20 protein-coding genes and 2 pseudogenes are annotated in these 15576 nt (G+C 41.1%); 17 read left to right on the plus strand and 5 right to left on the minus strand.

What is annotated here, in order from left to right:
• Window positions 1-250: 250 nt before the first annotated feature.
• Together AC2TDN_RS24010 and AC2TDN_RS24015 are read left to right on the plus strand one after the other, a co-directional pair.
• Window positions 251-1036, plus strand: a complete 786-nt coding sequence (locus AC2TDN_RS24010; RefSeq protein ID WP_484690440.1) for an ankyrin repeat domain-containing protein — start codon at window positions 251-253, stop codon at window positions 1034-1036.
• A gap of 31 nt (window positions 1037-1067) precedes the next feature.
• Window positions 1068-1550: a peptide ABC transporter substrate-binding protein gene (locus tag AC2TDN_RS24015; protein ID WP_484690441.1), complete on the plus strand. Its 483-nt coding sequence runs from the start codon at window positions 1068-1070 to the stop codon at window positions 1548-1550.
• A gap of 192 nt (window positions 1551-1742) precedes the next feature.
• Here AC2TDN_RS24015 and AC2TDN_RS24020 read toward each other — a convergent pair whose 3' ends face one another.
• Window positions 1743-2402: a class I SAM-dependent methyltransferase gene (locus AC2TDN_RS24020; RefSeq protein ID WP_482069485.1), complete on the minus strand. Its 660-nt coding sequence runs from the start codon at window positions 2400-2402 to the stop codon at window positions 1743-1745.
• A gap of 424 nt (window positions 2403-2826) precedes the next feature.
• Here AC2TDN_RS24020 and AC2TDN_RS24025 point away from each other — a divergent pair, with 424 nt between their 5' ends.
• The 4 genes and pseudogenes from AC2TDN_RS24025 to AC2TDN_RS24040 all read left to right on the plus strand — a co-directional run bounded on the left by AC2TDN_RS24025 (window position 2827) and on the right by AC2TDN_RS24040 (window position 5687).
• Window positions 2827-3117 carry a hypothetical protein gene (locus tag AC2TDN_RS24025; RefSeq protein WP_482069486.1) on the plus strand — a complete coding sequence of 97 codons (291 nt, stop codon included), beginning with the start codon at window positions 2827-2829 and terminating at the stop codon, window positions 3115-3117.
• 257 nt (window positions 3118-3374) lie between these two features.
• Window positions 3375-3509 (plus strand): annotated as a pseudogene (locus AC2TDN_RS24030) (VOC family protein); the annotation flags it as partial.
• 100 nt (window positions 3510-3609) lie between these two features.
• Window positions 3610-3765 (plus strand): annotated as a pseudogene (locus tag AC2TDN_RS24035) (YdeI/OmpD-associated family protein); the annotation flags it as partial.
• A gap of 422 nt (window positions 3766-4187) precedes the next feature.
• Window positions 4188-5687, plus strand: coding sequence for a malate:quinone oxidoreductase (locus AC2TDN_RS24040; protein WP_484690442.1), 1500 nt, complete (start codon window positions 4188-4190; stop codon window positions 5685-5687).
• A 195-nt stretch (window positions 5688-5882) separates the two neighbouring features.
• On the opposite strand, the gene AC2TDN_RS24045 is transcribed toward AC2TDN_RS24040, so the two are convergent.
• Window positions 5883-6101 (minus strand): hypothetical protein, encoded by a 219-nt coding sequence (locus AC2TDN_RS24045; protein ID WP_482069488.1) that lies wholly within the window; start codon window positions 6099-6101, stop codon window positions 5883-5885.
• Window positions 6102-6479: 378 nt separating this feature from the next.
• On the opposite strand from AC2TDN_RS24045, the gene AC2TDN_RS24050 reads away from it, so the two are divergent.
• The 9 genes from AC2TDN_RS24050 (at window position 6480) to AC2TDN_RS24090 (ending at window position 11612) form a co-directional block, all read left to right on the plus strand.
• Window positions 6480-6902, plus strand: coding sequence for a DUF1801 domain-containing protein (locus tag AC2TDN_RS24050; protein WP_484690443.1), 423 nt, complete (start codon window positions 6480-6482; stop codon window positions 6900-6902).
• Between the two features lie 38 nt (window positions 6903-6940).
• Complete coding sequence (locus tag AC2TDN_RS24055; RefSeq protein ID WP_484690444.1) at window positions 6941-7447, plus strand: DinB family protein; 507 nt, start codon at window positions 6941-6943, stop codon at window positions 7445-7447.
• Window positions 7448-7687: 240 nt separating this feature from the next.
• Window positions 7688-8410, plus strand: a complete 723-nt coding sequence (locus tag AC2TDN_RS24060) for a DUF4386 domain-containing protein (RefSeq protein ID WP_484690445.1) — start codon at window positions 7688-7690, stop codon at window positions 8408-8410.
• Window positions 8411-8511: 101 nt separating this feature from the next.
• Window positions 8512-8820 carry a hypothetical protein gene (locus tag AC2TDN_RS24065; RefSeq protein ID WP_482069492.1) on the plus strand — a complete coding sequence of 103 codons (309 nt, stop codon included), beginning with the start codon at window positions 8512-8514 and terminating at the stop codon, window positions 8818-8820.
• A 204-nt stretch (window positions 8821-9024) separates the two neighbouring features.
• Entirely contained in the window at window positions 9025-9423 is a 399-nt protein-coding gene (locus tag AC2TDN_RS24070) for a DUF1793 domain-containing protein (RefSeq protein ID WP_482069493.1), read from the plus strand.
• 212 nt (window positions 9424-9635) lie between these two features.
• Window positions 9636-10097, plus strand: a complete 462-nt coding sequence (locus tag AC2TDN_RS24075) for a VanZ family protein (RefSeq protein ID WP_484690453.1) — start codon at window positions 9636-9638, stop codon at window positions 10095-10097.
• A 59-nt stretch (window positions 10098-10156) separates the two neighbouring features.
• Window positions 10157-10414 (plus strand): hypothetical protein, encoded by a 258-nt coding sequence (locus AC2TDN_RS24080; RefSeq protein WP_484690446.1) that lies wholly within the window; start codon window positions 10157-10159, stop codon window positions 10412-10414.
• A 45-nt stretch (window positions 10415-10459) separates the two neighbouring features.
• A complete protein-coding gene (locus AC2TDN_RS24085; RefSeq protein ID WP_482069496.1) occupies window positions 10460-10867 on the plus strand; it encodes a hypothetical protein in 408 nt (135 codons plus the stop codon).
• Between the two features lie 91 nt (window positions 10868-10958).
• Window positions 10959-11612, plus strand: coding sequence for a hypothetical protein (locus AC2TDN_RS24090; RefSeq protein WP_482069497.1), 654 nt, complete (start codon window positions 10959-10961; stop codon window positions 11610-11612).
• A gap of 147 nt (window positions 11613-11759) precedes the next feature.
• On the opposite strand, the gene AC2TDN_RS24095 is transcribed toward AC2TDN_RS24090, so the two are convergent.
• The 3 genes from AC2TDN_RS24095 to AC2TDN_RS24105 are packed head-to-tail and all read right to left on the minus strand — an operon-like array spanning window position 11760 to window position 13701.
• Window positions 11760-12440, minus strand: a complete 681-nt coding sequence (locus AC2TDN_RS24095) for a hypothetical protein (RefSeq protein ID WP_482069498.1) — start codon at window positions 12438-12440, stop codon at window positions 11760-11762.
• Window positions 12440-13333, minus strand: a complete 894-nt coding sequence (locus AC2TDN_RS24100) for an ABC transporter ATP-binding protein (RefSeq protein ID WP_482069499.1) — start codon at window positions 13331-13333, stop codon at window positions 12440-12442. The genes AC2TDN_RS24095 and AC2TDN_RS24100 overlap by 1 nt, the downstream gene beginning before the upstream one ends.
• Window positions 13330-13701, minus strand: coding sequence for a GntR family transcriptional regulator (locus AC2TDN_RS24105; protein WP_482069500.1), 372 nt, complete (start codon window positions 13699-13701; stop codon window positions 13330-13332). Before AC2TDN_RS24105 ends, AC2TDN_RS24100 begins: the two co-directional genes overlap by 4 nt.
• A gap of 760 nt (window positions 13702-14461) precedes the next feature.
• On the opposite strand from AC2TDN_RS24105, the gene AC2TDN_RS24110 reads away from it, so the two are divergent.
• A complete protein-coding gene (locus tag AC2TDN_RS24110) occupies window positions 14462-14716 on the plus strand; it encodes a GNAT family N-acetyltransferase (protein WP_484690447.1) in 255 nt (84 codons plus the stop codon).
• A gap of 59 nt (window positions 14717-14775) precedes the next feature.
• Window positions 14776-15378, plus strand: coding sequence for a hypothetical protein (locus tag AC2TDN_RS24115; protein ID WP_482069502.1), 603 nt, complete (start codon window positions 14776-14778; stop codon window positions 15376-15378).
• Window positions 15379-15576: the final 198 nt, after the last annotated feature.

Raw genomic sequence — 15576 nt, forward strand, 5'->3', positions numbered from 1 at the left:
GCAGTAACACGACTTATGGAGGCGTCTTTTCCTTTCCTAGATTAACTTACATGGTCATTATATCGGTCAATATCTGGACAATCTTAACCGTCAACTGACGGTCATATTAGATTAGCGGAAACAATATAGGATATCTTATGAACCAATGAGTGATTGTGCTTGTACTAATGACATAAATCAGGGTGGTAATGAACTAAGTATGCGAGAGGACAGGCATGAAACAATCATATGTGAGAGAGGAGTTCTGGATATGAACTTTATTTACGAAGATGAAACACTGACAGTATCCGTTGTTAAAGCGATCCACACTGGTGATATTCCATCTTTGAAGCGACTTCTTAAAGAGAATCCGGGCTTGGCTACAGCAAGAATTATCGGTAGAGACAATAACAACGAAGACAAAAGTTGTGGAATGTCTCGAACACTGTTGCATGTGGTGACCGACTGGCCTGGTCACTTTCCTAACGGTGCGGCTACAGTGGGTACTTTAGTCGAGTACGGTGCGGAGATTAACGCTCGGTTCACTGGGTCGCACACCGAGACACCGCTTCATTGGGCTTCGAGCTGCGATGACATTGAAGTGCTTGACGCGCTTCTTGATGCTGGCGCCGACATCGAAGCGCCAGGTGCAGTGATCGCCGGTGGCACACCACTAGACGATGCAGTAGCGTTCGCACAGTGGAGGGCAGCGCATAGGTTGGTTAAACGTGGGGCTCAGTTCGCACTCTGGCATGCTGCTGCGCTAGGTTTGATAGATGCAATTGAGGCCTATTTCGCTGGTGCCACACTCTCGGAGCGATACCCTTGGGGAGCAAGATTAACTTCACCTCCTGACAAGATCACTGTTGCCTTCTGGTGCGCTTGCCACGGTGGACACCGGCATTCTGCAGAGTACCTTCTCGACCGAGATGCTGAACTGAACTGGATTTCTGTTTGGGATGGATTGACCCCACTGGACGCAGCACGACGTAGTTCCGCTCCTGATCTGGTTCATTGGCTGCGTAGTCAAGGTGCCAAATCTGCCTGCGAATTGTGAATGATCAATTGATGGAATAGGGGGGATGAAAATGCAAATAACAAAATTGACATTATGTTTTGCTTTATTCTGTGTAATATTAGCTACTGCATGTTCGAACACCAAGCCCACAAAAGATATGGGGGAACTGTATAGCTTGGCTTTAGATGCATATATGCCAATTGATGAAGGTCTAAATGGTGAAATGAAATATATTGCAATTGACATGAGTAACTTTAAAAACCTTGATGCAACAGATAAAGAACAAATTCTAAAGCATTTTGATAAATACAATGTTGAAGTAATGGAAGCAACTTATGAGCAACTAATAGCCGAAGGGTTACAAGACCCCAAGACATTAGTTTTAGATGGTGTTTTGTTACGAGTCGAAAATACTGAGATTTCAAATAAACAAATTGTTGTTGAAGGCTCTAAGTACAGAGCTGGTGACGGAGCAATTGGAACAAAAGTCATTGTTGAATACAAAAATGGTAAATGGCAAGTGACAAACGCAGACGGTACTTGGATAAGTTAATTATGAAACGAACGGTATTAATCGTTCAATAAAAGAGCGACTGTCTAGGACTTTTCCGGGAAGCGGTGGAGATTTTTAAAGTGAGCGGGATGCGATATCGTCAATTACGTTGTTTAACCTTTTATTATTTAACATGATGAAGACTCCTTCCGCTTTCACGGAGGAGTCGATTTTGATAGTTGATGCACGCTCTCATTTGGCAAACTGGATATGGATAGCGTAATTATGGAGCAAGAAGTTGTGCACGTTGATGTTTTGAATCGCTTTTCCATTTTGTACCGCGACAGCCTCAACCTCACTCAAAAACTTTTGCAGCGAATAAACGTTATTGTAGAAGCGCTGTCCGTCCATAAGGTTGGAAGGCTCGGAGAAGTCGATCTCATCCTCATTCGACTCGCTAAACCAGCTATCAATGTACAGATTGTCTTTGGCAACGCGTACTAATTCTGATAAGGCACCGTTATAGCTTGGCAGATGCTGCAGTACTTGAATGCAAATGACATTGGGCTGCGAATCTGAGACGATATCTAAATTAAAGATATCCCAATTATAAAAATTCACATCGGGCAGCCTATCCTTTGCGAGCTTAAGCATTTTTTTCGAAATATCGCCGCCCTTATAGGAGTTTTTGCCAGCCACATTCATATGCAGCAGCTTCTCTCCAATCAGTCCCGATCCGCAGCCGATCTCCGTTATGTCAACTCCAAACCCTAAGCGCTCTTGTATATGACCAATAAGTAGGGTTCGCCAGCTATCCTCGCTCTGAATCCAGTACTCGTCGATTTTCTTTGCCGCATCTTGGTTGTCCCAGTTTTGCCAGTATCGATCACCTTTTCCTTCGCTTCTTAGCATATGCTTCTCTCCTTAAAGTTGTATTCCTAATTCATCCAGCGTCATAGACTTCGTCACAATCTATTATATTGAAGAGAATCTATTTGGTTACGAGAAACTGGAAAAGAGGCTCATAGGGAAATACAAATGGAAGAAGAGTCTTATAAAATTATTAAAATCATTGTAGATGATTATGTAGCAGAGAAAATACATTAATTAGATGGGATGTCTGTAACTAATTAGACAATTTGATTTTAGAGATCTGGACAAATGTACAAAATGATTTTGTGAAATTTTTAATGGAGAACCTTGGTGGAATCGATGGGTGTAACCGATACACGGGTAATTCTCTCGCTCTTCATACCGCAGCAACATTGGAGGCAATCGCCTTGCGGGTCAAGTGTAACAATATGGTGTATTCCAAAACTGGAAGGGGATAATTACTTTGAACCGAAATAATTATTATAACATGGGCAATGTAGGCAGCATGAATGAAGCTGAATTTTGTCCCGATTGTCCAACGCAGACGATCTATGATCCTCCAATTACGCAATACGAGGACTATTACCATCCGCAGCTTGTGAATGTCGTTCAAAATATTGAAACAGTGAAGCAGCATCATTGTTGCCCTGTCTATAAGCAGCATTACACGTATACGGAGAAAAATGTGATGGTTTCGAGCGTGAAACGAGGGAAACCTGCAAAAGTATCTTCCAAGAAACGTTCGAAAAAATAGTCTTTTAAATTAAACAAAGGACCCGTATGAACAGACACTTCGCGAATGAAGCGGCCTTTCTTGCGGGTCTTAAGTTTGCAATACTACATAAGATTTATGATTTTACGAGATAAGACTAGACTCGAAAAAGCGGTTAAAATATTACCCGAAAAAATGGATGAAAAATCAGAAACACTGACATACCTTTGTCAGCATTGGATGCTTATAATTTCAATTGTAACCGATAATAATGATTTTAGGAGGAGATTGAGTATGAGGAAGAGTACGAACCAATCCAACACCGTGGGGAGGGATTCATAACGGCTTCCATTACTGATCCTTTTGGTAATTTGATGGGTATTATGTACAATCTGTACTACTTGGAGGTATTGAACTCCGGAATGGAAAGGTGAACAGTGTAATGGAAATAGATAAAATAGTGCAAGTTAACACTCGACAGGAATGGCGAAAGTGGCTAAGTGATTATCACAGTACTGAAGATTACAAGCTTTGCCTGAGCTATATGTTAGAATCAGAATCGACAATATCCAGTCCGTACAGAACGATGCACAGTTGTATCATACACGATTGAAAAAATTTATTGAACATACACGTATAAAAAAAATCTATGGGCAATGGAACGATGATGGTCGACTATTAGAATATTAAACAGCAGCAGACTATTTTCAAGTCCTAAGCTGCCGTTGTATCTTTTGGTTAAAAAGCTTCGATGAAAATACATATTTACAAGTAGGATACTATTGAATTTAATACATCTGTTGTGTTATGTTGGCGTAATATGATTGAAATGATGCTCAAGCCAAAGCTTTAATCCTTGCAAGCAGCAGGGTTATAGCCTTGGTTTTTGTATGTTCCTAAGGACTGGTGGGTGGACTTCTCACTTTTCACCAGCTATTAAATAGCTTATAATTATAAGATAATAGTAGATATCTTAATCTATATATAATTGTATACACGTTGTGATTGAAACAGAAAAGGTGTGTGATTAGGTCGCGCCTTGGCTTGGTGTGACCGCTAAGCAGGAGCGCCTGCATCCTTTCTGCAAATTTTAGGGTATAAGGATGGTAATAATGAGCAACAGAGAAACTAAAACAGACGTCATCTTAATCGGTGCCGGAATCATGAGTGCGACTTTAGGAACACTTTTGAAAGAATTAGTACCGGAATGGGAAATTACAGTGTTTGAGAAGCTGGAAAATGCAGGAGAAGAAAGCTCTAACGAATGGAATAACGCAGGAACAGGGCATGCGGCACTTTGCGAGCTTAACTACACTGTCGAAAAACCAGACGGATCTGTAGATATTAGCAAAGCTATCCAAATTAATGAACAGTTTCAGCTTTCCATGCAGTTTTGGTCTTATCTTGTAAACAGGAAGCTTATCCGTAATCCGCAGGACTTTATTATGCCATTGCCTCATATGAGTATGGTACAAGGGGAACAAAATGTATCGTTTTTAAAGAAACGTTTTGAAGCGATGTCAAATAATCCTTTGTTTCAAGGGATGGAATTTTCCGATAACCCTGAAAAACTGATGGAATGGATTCCGCTTATTATACAAGATCGTCCATCGAATGAACCTATAGCGGCAACAAAAATCGACACTGGAACGGATGTCAACTTTGGTGCTTTAACGCGCATTTTGTTTGAACACTTAAAGAGTAAAAACGTCGATATCAAATATAAACATAGCGTTGATCATATTAAACGTACTAGCGACGGCTCGTGGGAATTGAAAGTACGAAATGACAGCGGCAACGTCGAACGCCATACAGCAAAATTTGTCTTTATCGGAGGCGGCGGAGGAAGCCTGCATTTACTCCAAAAATCCGGAATTCCTGAAGGAAAGCATATTGGCGGATTCCCAGTAAGCGGAATATTTATGGTGTGTAATAATCCGGAAGTAGCAGCTCAGCATCATGCCAAAGTTTACGGCAAAGCTAAGGTTGGAGCTCCGCCAATGTCTGTTCCGCATCTTGACACAAGATTTATCGACAATAAAAAATCGTTGCTATTTGGACCGTTTGCGGGCTTCTCGCCAAAGTTTTTAAAAACCGGTTCAATGTTTGATTTGGTAACTTCCGTAAAACCGGATAATCTCGTAACGATGTTGTCGGCAGGCGCAAAAAACATGTCATTGACAAAATATCTGATTGAGCAAGTTATGTTATCGAAAGAAAAGCGCATGGAAGAGTTGCGAGAGTTTATCCCAAGCGCCAAAAGCGAGGATTGGGATTTAGTAGTAGCGGGCCAACGTGTGCAGGTTATAAAAGATACTGAGGCTGGCGGCAAAGGTACACTTCAATTTGGGACGGAAGTAATTAGTTCCGCTGATGGCTCGATTGCAGCATTGCTAGGTGCTTCTCCGGGCGCTTCTACTGCTGTTCACGTTATGCTTGAAGTATTTAATAAGTGCTTCCCGCAACATATGAAAGAGTGGGAACCAAAAATTAAAGAAATGATTCCTTCTTATGGCGTGCCACTATTGGAAAATCAAGAGCTTCTGAACGAAATTCATGCTTCAACAGCAGAGACGCTTGGTCTAAGCAAAAAAGAGCTAGTCTATAGTTAATGATTTGGATGTTCAGCTAATCCAGCTAGCTGGCAGTATAATTGAATAAGCATATATGAAAAACAGCAATCGAATTCCAGTTCGATTGCTTTTTTTATCCTGAATTTTCGAAGGGTCTAAAGTTAAGCTACCGACATGGGGTCGGTCCCATTCTTATCGACGTTAATCGGCTGCCTTTTCCTCGCTAAAAAAGCTTCAATCAGAATGATCTGGTTGGTCCTTCCATTTAAGAATTTCATCAATAGACCTTGTTTTAACGATTTCCATAACGAAGGTTCCCAAATCATCATAACTCATCGCGTTTAATTTATGTTTGAACGCTTCCGGAAGGGTCTCTTCTTCAGAAATTTCTCTAATAATATCCATAATCACTTCAACTCTAGCCTTATGTCGGCTTTTGGTTTCAAAGCTCATTTGTTCGTACTCCTGTTCTGAATAATGTTTCTTCTCAGTTGTCTCTAGACTCGGCATAGATGACGCGAGCAAGCATGGAAAGCTCTTTTTTGTTCACCGACAATTTTTTGCGAATAATAGGTAATTGAGTTTATACCTTAGTCGCTTATTCTAGCACAGCTCGAATATGAAAATCTTGTTAAATTATTCTCATATACATCCCCCCCTGAAAATAAGGAGAACCGTCGAACCATTATATTTTCACGGGGATGAGGCTGATACAAACCTTTTATATACTATAGAATATCGGCAGAAAGCACAAAAAAGAGACGATAATTGAGGCCCGCTTTTGGTATACTCTTATTGATTACCGATATGATTGAAGGGAGATTTATAACGATGTATGAACAGAAAACAAAGGAAACTGACAACAGCGTAATCGAATTTATTGATAATGTCGAAAATCTAAAGAAGCGCGAAGACGCATATAAGCTGTTAGACATATTTACGGAAACAACAGGTTACCCAGCAAAGATGTGGGGTCCTAGTATTATAGGATTTGGCTCGTATCATTACCGATATGAATCCGGTCATGAAGGAGTTGCTCCGCTAGTTGGCTTCTCGCCTAGAAAGGCAAAGACAAGCCTGTATTTTGCGACTGGCGATAAAGAGCGAGATGCGTTGTTGCAACATTTTGGAAAACATACTTCAGGTAAAGCATGTGTCTATATCAATAAAATAGCGGACATTGATGTTGAAGTTTTGAAAGCGTTAATATCCCAATCTGTCCGGTTTCTGAATGAGGCTTATCCGAATCAATGATTTAGAAAACCGCAGCACCTGATGAAGGAGTGTGTCGATTGAGAGACCGTCAATTGATTGAATCGTACATAAGCAATCTGCAAAGTTACTCGCTGGAGCAGCTAAGGCAAATAACCTCGAAAGGGGTTTGGTCACTCAGCCAAATGTACAATCACTTGATTCTTGCTGCTCTAGATTACCTTGACCAAGTGGAAAATTGTGCCTCAGCAGATGTTGAACAAATGCTCGGAAAGACGGAGTTTGGCGAGAAATTGTTTAAACTTGGCGGATTCCCGCCGATTAAAATTCAGTTGCCGGAAGGGCCGGAAAGCACCCCAAGCAATTCGGAAAGTAAAGAAGACCTCAGCCTTGGACTCCATCAAGTACTGTTAAAAATGAGAGAATGGGAAGGGAAAGTAGATACAATAAATCCAAACTATAAAGTTAAGCATGATGGCTTTGGCTGGTTGAACGCGCGAGAGTGGTTCGATCTAGTCGGCATGCATTTCCGTCATCACCTGCGTCAAAAGAGTGAATTAGAACAACTGATAAAGAAGAACGAATGAAATATTTAGATAAAACAGCAGGGAATTCGTTAAGCAAATAGGGAACCAAAGCTCAGGGGAGACTACTTTGGCAATAAGAGCTTATATGAGATGCAAACCTCCATGCAGTAAAGTGTTTTTACTGCGTGGAGGTTTTTTTTGTTTACATGTAAAAAATATTTGACATAGTGAATAGTTGATAATACACTGTGTATAGAATATTTTACTTACTTAAATTTTAGCAGAAGAGGCGGTTTGAAAATGTCCTTACAAGAAAAAAGAAACATCGAATCTTCATCCCTTTTTTATTCTAGAGTCACAGGGCTTGGGCTTCTGCTTATGGCTATTTTCGCTATGTTTTCGAATTTTTCTGTACTTACTGGTCTTATTATTCCGGATGACGCAGCAACTACGGCTATAAACATCATAACCAACGAGATGCTCTTTCGGAGCGGGTTCATCAGCTTTGTCGTCGTACTTATTCTTGATGTGCTGGTCACTTGGTCGCTATATGTTCTTCTCAAACCGGTTAATAAAAATGTTGCAATGCTCGCGGCGCTGTTTAGATTGACATATACGGCCATTTTTGGGATTGCCTTATCTCATTTTTTGAATGTTTTGCAGCTTCTTAACGGTGCTGAATACTTGAGTGTGTTTACTACTGAGCAGTTGTACGCTCAAGTGATGTTATTGATCAATGCGTTTAACAATGGATGGCTGATTGGATTAGTGTTTTTTGGATTTCATTTGTTGGTCGTTGGTTATTTAATAATCAAGTCAGCAGGCTATTTGCCAAAATGGATTGGAATCTTCTTGATCCTAGCAGCTGCAGGATATTTAATTGATAGTATTGCACATTTTCTTCTAGCCAACTACAATGACTACAAAACGATATTCCAACTGATTGTAGCTGTACCTGGCGTGATTGGAGAGCTATCATTAGCTTTTTGGCTTCTGATTAAAACGGTGAAGGTAAATAGGTAATTGAGCTGACGAACAAGTACAGGGTGAGTTAAATATTCAGTCGAAGTTGGAATAACCCAGAAAAAAATCATATTTATTTCTTAACTATTGGAGGCATCACAATGAGTCAACGCTATCGTATAACAAGAGCACTTCAGCAATCCGAAAGTTCAGCGCAAACCATATCTCTGGAAGAGTGCAAACAATATTTCACGTCCAAGCCCGATTTTACCTATGCGACAGTGTTTACGGTAACGGGCGCTACCAGCATGTCCATTGAGGGTGATTTTTTCATGTGGAGCTGCGGCGATTCAAAGATCCCTTTCAGACATTATCAGGGAGATATTTATGTGTCTGGCACCAATGAAGCGGTGATCCCTAAGATGATTGAGGTTGCGAGCGAATTAAGGGCGGATGTGCTGGAAGGTTAATTAGCAGCCTATACGATTCTAGTTCATATTTGAGAAAAGCATCCTCATCGAGGGTGCTTTTTGATTTGTACGAAGTCATTGTAAAGCTGGGAAGGCGATTGGCTATTACCCCCGAATTTTCATGATGGGCTTTAAACGTTTCATGACAAACATGGATCTTCATAGACTAATTTCGTACCTAATTCTTAGGAAAGGGAGCAAAAAATGAAAATCCCTGTTGCCGGATTTGTAATGGGACCTTCCGAAGATGACGATAACCGTCATTTTCTCGTATGGGATCGTCTCTTCGGGCTTGGCTTGTTCCCGAGCGACATATTGGCAAAAGAAATTCCATATTATATAGCCAAACAAAACCGGTACGGCACTCCGCTGGACAGCCGAAACACGTATACGAAGTCGGATTGGCTGGTGTGGTGCGCAACAATGGCAGCATCGAAGGAAGATTTTGTGAAAATGATCGCGCCGCTCTGGGATTCGCTGCATGAATCGACCAGCCGTGTTCCCCTTACCGATTGGTACGATACGGTCACGGGCAAGCAAGTGGGCTTCCAGAACCGCTCAGTAGTTGGAGGATTTTTTATTGAGCTGTTACATCCGTTTTAACGAGTGGTTTATGCCATTAGAAGGAAGAAGCAGGAGCTTGCCAGACGGCGGCTCCTCTTTCTTTTGTCTAAATAAAACAGAAGCTTATAAGAAGCGCAACTATAAGCTTGTTTGAAACGTCTGTATTTTATAAAGCAATTTATGGTAACAAAAGTGGAGTAAAGGGAGTAATAAACACCGTGAGATTTATAAGAAATGTAACAAGAGTCGGTATGATTGGATTATTTATCATTTATATTTTATTCGTTGTAAAAGCCTTGTTTTTGGATCACAGGTTGTTCATGTTGTTGAATGGCTATAATATTCACCGTAGCTACGACTACAATTTAATACCTTTTAAAACCATTGCGACGTTTATTACTAGGTATGAATATTACAGTTTCAACACCTGGTTTAACAACCTCTTCGGGAATATTTTGTTGTTTATTCCATTAGGGTTTAGCGCGCCTTATTTTTCAAGGAAAACGAGGAATCTTAAACGATTCGTTTTATTTATAGTGATTGTTATTGTTATTTTAGAAGCTTCACAAATGCTATTGCACCTTGGCAGCTTCGATATAGATGATATCATTCTGAACTCGTTAGGCGGGTTAGTCGGTTTTAGTATTTATACCGCGAGTGTGGCGTTGCTGAAGAAGTTCATTCCAACTTACGATGTGTTCTCTAGATCCTAATAAAACTGGGCTATTCACTTATTGCGCTTGTAAGACAAACGAAAGGTGCAGAAATCATTTTGAGGAAACGCTGGAAAATTGCCGTATTCGGTATTATGGGATTGCTAGTATTTGGCGTGATGCTTTCAGCTCTCTCTCCCGACGACCTTCTCAAAGAACGAATGGAAACAAAAGGCTGGACTTATATTACGCAGGAAGGTGCTGGTTATTTTTTTGAGAATGGAAAAGAAAAAACGATCGTTACAGCGAAAATATGGAATAGCAAATATGTCATCTATCATGTTAAGGATAACGTTGTCAATATAGCAGATAAGTAAGTAGGTATGAGGCAGCTTAAACAGTGATTGAAAGGGAGGCAGCTTATGAACCTATCCTCTAAAAGCAGCTTGTTTATTTTTGCAGTTATCGCAGTTCTGCTTGTACTCTCGGGTTGCGGTGGTCCGAGTAAAGAAGACGTTATGAAGGAATTAGTACCTTCAGGGGATGAAAAGTATGCGATTCATTTGTTTTATAAAAACGGCTTACCGGACAGTGAGACGATGGAGCTAAACCTCTTTCATAACTCTAATTCTGCTATAACAAATGCCATACGAAAAGTCCAATTTTGGGATCAATATCAAGAACGCAATGTGAAGTGGGCTAAGGCTCTCGGGATTAAGGAGTTTCCCATGTATTTGGTTATTGATGCTGACGGAATTGTGTTTGAAACCCCATTTTTGAGCCATGTAAAAGATTTTTTAACAAAATCATTGGTACAAAAAATGATGTAGCGAATGGTCGGTGAAATTCCTGTTTTACCATTGTAAGGAAATTGCCTCTATGATACATTAAACGGATGGAATCGAGAGGGGTGGAAAAATATTGATGGTTAGCAAAATGAAAGTGCTCATAATCGTTATGCTCATAAGTATGTTAGCATTAGTTTCAACAGGCTGTACATCAATATTTGGTTCTGAAACGCCCAAGGTAGAACAAATGAAAGGACCTGCTGAAATCACACAGACATCTGTTGAGTTGTTCAAGGGCGAAGGGGCAAAGTTCCAGCCTTTCTTAGGTCTTATGTCCGGAGCCTTTAAATTGAGCTATGAAGGAAATAAACCAAATGCAATTATGGATATCGATATATGGCAAAAAGGCAAGAAAGTTGCTTCAGCAGGCTCAGTCGGCGATTTGTTTTTCAGCACGGAAGCCAAAGAGAGTCGCGAAGTGGAAGTCATCATTTCAATTGATAAAGTTTACATAAATGGACAGGACGCAATTAACACGATTAAAGTCAGTAAAAGGCAGGACTCCGGATCAACCACGGGTACGTTTACCATTCCATGGGATGAGAAGTTGAGCACAATAGGATTAATCTATCCTAATGAACCGCGTACATTTTATGCTGATGAACCTGTTCATTTATTGGGAATGCAAGCTACAAGCAGCAATATAATGAGTACAGTGGATCTTTCGAAGGAATCGATAAGCGGACTTGAGTGGGCACTCATCTTTACTTTGCGATTTGAAGAATAGCTGAGAATCAGAATGGAAAGCTGGCCGTTCGTGGATCACCTGTAAAAGCAGCGGCAGCCTGGGACTTTTATTCGAGTCCGAAGCAGCCGCTGCTTTTTTCTGTAAATCTGTCGTACACTTTGTTTCAAACCTTAACCGTTTCAACTACTATACCGTCGCCTTGCGAAGCAGAAGGTAAGACACCCCCGCGAATATTACGATGAGCGGAAGCATCCATAGCGTGTAGTCTACAGCGGTTTGTTCACCCATCCATTTAAAGATGGCAGGATACCAATTCAAATAATTTGCCAGAAATCCTAGAACGGTACCCATCAACAGCATAACGGCTGAAATGATAAACATGCCATTAAGCCCAGTACGCTTATGAGTTGCAGCAATTAAAATTCCCAAATAATGCATGAATAATAAGAGGACCAGAGGCACCATTAATTGATTGATGAGAGGACCGTCGCTGAGATAAGGCACTAGAAAGAAATTCAAGTCGCTTCCCCAATCGTTCGTCCATCCTTCCGTGACACCGAGAAGAAACAGCAGAACGGTGGATCCTATACTTGTCAAAATAATCATGGTTGAGGTTCCTAGGAAGTAATCCGTTCTACTTACACTCATGCCGAGAGCGAATGGAAAGGTTTGTGCCAGCGTAATAATTCCTGCTATAAACATATAAATGTAGATAGAGGCAACACCACCGGTTTTGAGAGGCTCATCAATAAAATAGCTGATAATAAGATTGATCGTGAAGCTGGAAAGCATGACTAGCCAAGGGACGATGAACCACGACCATTTATCTCTGCTATGCATTTTCACAACGCTTGCGACTCGGTTCATTAGACTTCAACCGCCTTTCTGTGCGTTTTGCCATTCGTCAGATAAATAATTAATTGCTGGAGGGATACGGGAGCAAGCTCAAGCCCCAATGCCTCAGCCTGCTTGCGATCACTGGCATCCCAATGGCCCATTACGGTTGCTGTCACCAGGTTGCCGAAAGGCTCGCGATGAATGATTTCCTTGCCTGCCGTGAAGGATTCAACAGCGGCTTTGGGTCCCGCCAAGGTAAATGCTCGGCCGCGAAGCGCCTCTGCTTCCTCATCAATGATCAAGGTCCCATTATCTATCACCAATACATGCTCAAGGATGCGGCTTACTTCATCGATGAGATGCGTGGACAAAATAACCGTTCGCGGATGCAGTGAATAATCCTCAATCAGCCGATCATAAAACAAGCTGCGAGCGACCGCATCCAGACCCAGATAGGGCTCATCAAAAATCGTGAGCGGCGCACGGCTCGCAAGACCGACAATAATTCCGACTGAGGAGAGCATACCTCTGGAAAGCTTTTTCATTCTCCGTTTTAACGGAAGCCGAAACTCTTCAGCAAGGGAGAGAGCAAAGTCTTGATCCCAGTTGGGAAAGAAAGAAGCAGATATATTCAGCACATCGATAACACGATAAACATCAGGGTACTTCTGGCTTTCCTTGATAAAACAAATCTGGCTGAGTACACGGTTGTTCTCGTAAGGGGTTTCACCGAATACCTTAAGCTCCCCGCTTGTAGCGAATAGCTGGGCGGTAATCATATGCATGATCGTCGTCTTCCCGGCCCCGTTCCTGCCGAGCAGTCCGTAGATTTTTTCCTTTTCCACGGAGAAACTTACATTATTGACTGCTTTCACATCACCATAAGACTTCACCAGTCGGTTCAGCTCGACTATTTTACTCATTGCATATTATCCCCTCTCCGGATCATATCCGTTAACTGTTCGGCCGAAATGCCAAGCTTTTTCGCTTCCCGGACCATCGTTACCACATAATCTGCGAAAAATTGCTCCTTCCGCTTCTCGATCACTTTCGCACGAGCACCCTCTGCCACAAACATGCCAATACCTCGCTTCTTATACAAAATTCCTTCGTCAACAAGCATATTCACACCTTTAGCCGCAGTTGCCGGGTTTATCTTATAAAAGGCGGCAAACTGGTTTGTTGAAAGCACCTGTGATTCCTCGGGCAGTATACCTTCAATAATCTCGTCTTCAACCCGTTCTGCAATCTGAATAAATATCGGACGGCTGTCGTCCATCAAAAAGGTCATTCTGTCATCACCACCAAACTGGTTAACTACTCATGTAACTAACTATATAACCGAATGATTTGGATGTCAATACCAATTGTTGAAAATAGGCTGTTCCATGCTGCCATTGCGCTTATTAAGTATGGGATCGACTTCATACTTATCTAAATTTTGGTAACAAACACACAGTCAAAAAGCGCTAACTTGTAATAGATTAATAGGGACTAGAGATTGAGGAGTGAGGCTAATGGATGAGATGTATCATTTTTGCAGAAGGAATATGAATTGCAGAGTTCGCGTTCAAACATGCGATGGGAAATGCTTTGAGGGCGTAATCGTTAAAGTTGATAACGACAATGTATACTTGCGGAGATCGGATGGCGTCCGAACATCTGGATGGTATGGGTATGGATTCGGCGGTGGACTATTTGCTTTATCGTTGTTAGCTCTGTTTGCTATTTTTTTAATCTAACTAGCATTCAAAATCAAGATTAATAGAGCTTCGGTTTGTTTGAAATCTCTCTACAGAAAGGAAAATTTTTTCTGTAGGGAGGTTTATTTTTTTGTTTTATTACTCTTGCGTAGAACAGTTGAAACTATATGGTGATAATTGGAATTTCATGCTATCATTAATAATAAAACGGAGTTTCAATAGATGAAACGAATGGACGATTCAAAAGCCAATTAACTTACATTTCCGATCATTGAAAAAGACCTTTGGACGGTTTGGTTTGCCATGATAATTGAAAATCAGAGTGGCAGACACTAAGGAGGATGCCGGTTGATTAATTTAAAGAATACAGTTGAATTAAAACATATCGCGGTTCGTGCTGATTTTAGAGGTAAGGGTATCGGCAGCAAGCTAATAAATGATTTTATACGAGCAAAAAGGGTCGTGAAAATAAAGGCAGAAACGGATAAAGACGCTATTGGCTTTTATAAAAAAATGGGTTTTGTGATAACGAGTTTAGGGGAGAAGTATCCGGGGATTGAGCGCTTTGCATGTAATCTTCTTGTTACAACAGAGATGGAATGACAACAGGCTACTAATAGTATCGTAGCTTCTCAATGTTTCTCTCAGAAAGGAGTGATCATTTGAATAAGAGAATCCAGTTAACGATAACGATATGCGTTTTTATATTCTTATTAACAGGTTGTCTGGGGTCTAATCTTGCCCCTGAGATACAAGAAACAACTGCGCCTCAGGTGGAAGCCGTCATCACTAAAGAAGAGCCGATTAATGAGCCAAAGAAAAGTTTTTCTTACTTGGATCAACTGCCGGATGAGAAAGTGAGAGCCTACGAATTATTTAGAACCGATAAGGTTAAGGAACACTTTCGAAGCTTTTCCCCGGAGGAGACGGTCATTACTTACCTGCATGCTGCCAGTATCCTTGATGAGGATGTCATTTACGACCTTACTTATAACAATGGTAAATTGCCGGATCGAGATACGTTTATCCAGGAATATCGGGACTATCTAGATAGGGACATGCTCGACTCGGCCATAAAATACCGCTATTACGATTCCATTCAATTGGATGAGGGAGAATCAGCGCAAGAGGAGGCTGAGGAAGGGTTAACGGTGATCCTTACTGTAACGATAGGGGCCCATAAAGAATCAGTCGCATATGGCGTAAAGAAAGAAGATGGTATTTGGAAGCTTGATCTTTACCATATGATTGAAGACAGAAAGTAATATAGAAAGTAATGATAAGAGTTCCAAGCAAAGCTGATTGTGGGATATGTATGAATACTCATATAAACTCTACAACCCTCTGGCGGGATCCAACTAGAACGTTCAATTAATCTGCACTTGGCAGACATCGACTTTTAATCGCGATTCGCGCTCCCCGAGCCATCTGTTGAAGGCTTAACAGGAATTTCTCCTTTTAAT

This window comes from Paenibacillus sp. Y660, from assembly GCF_057221575.1.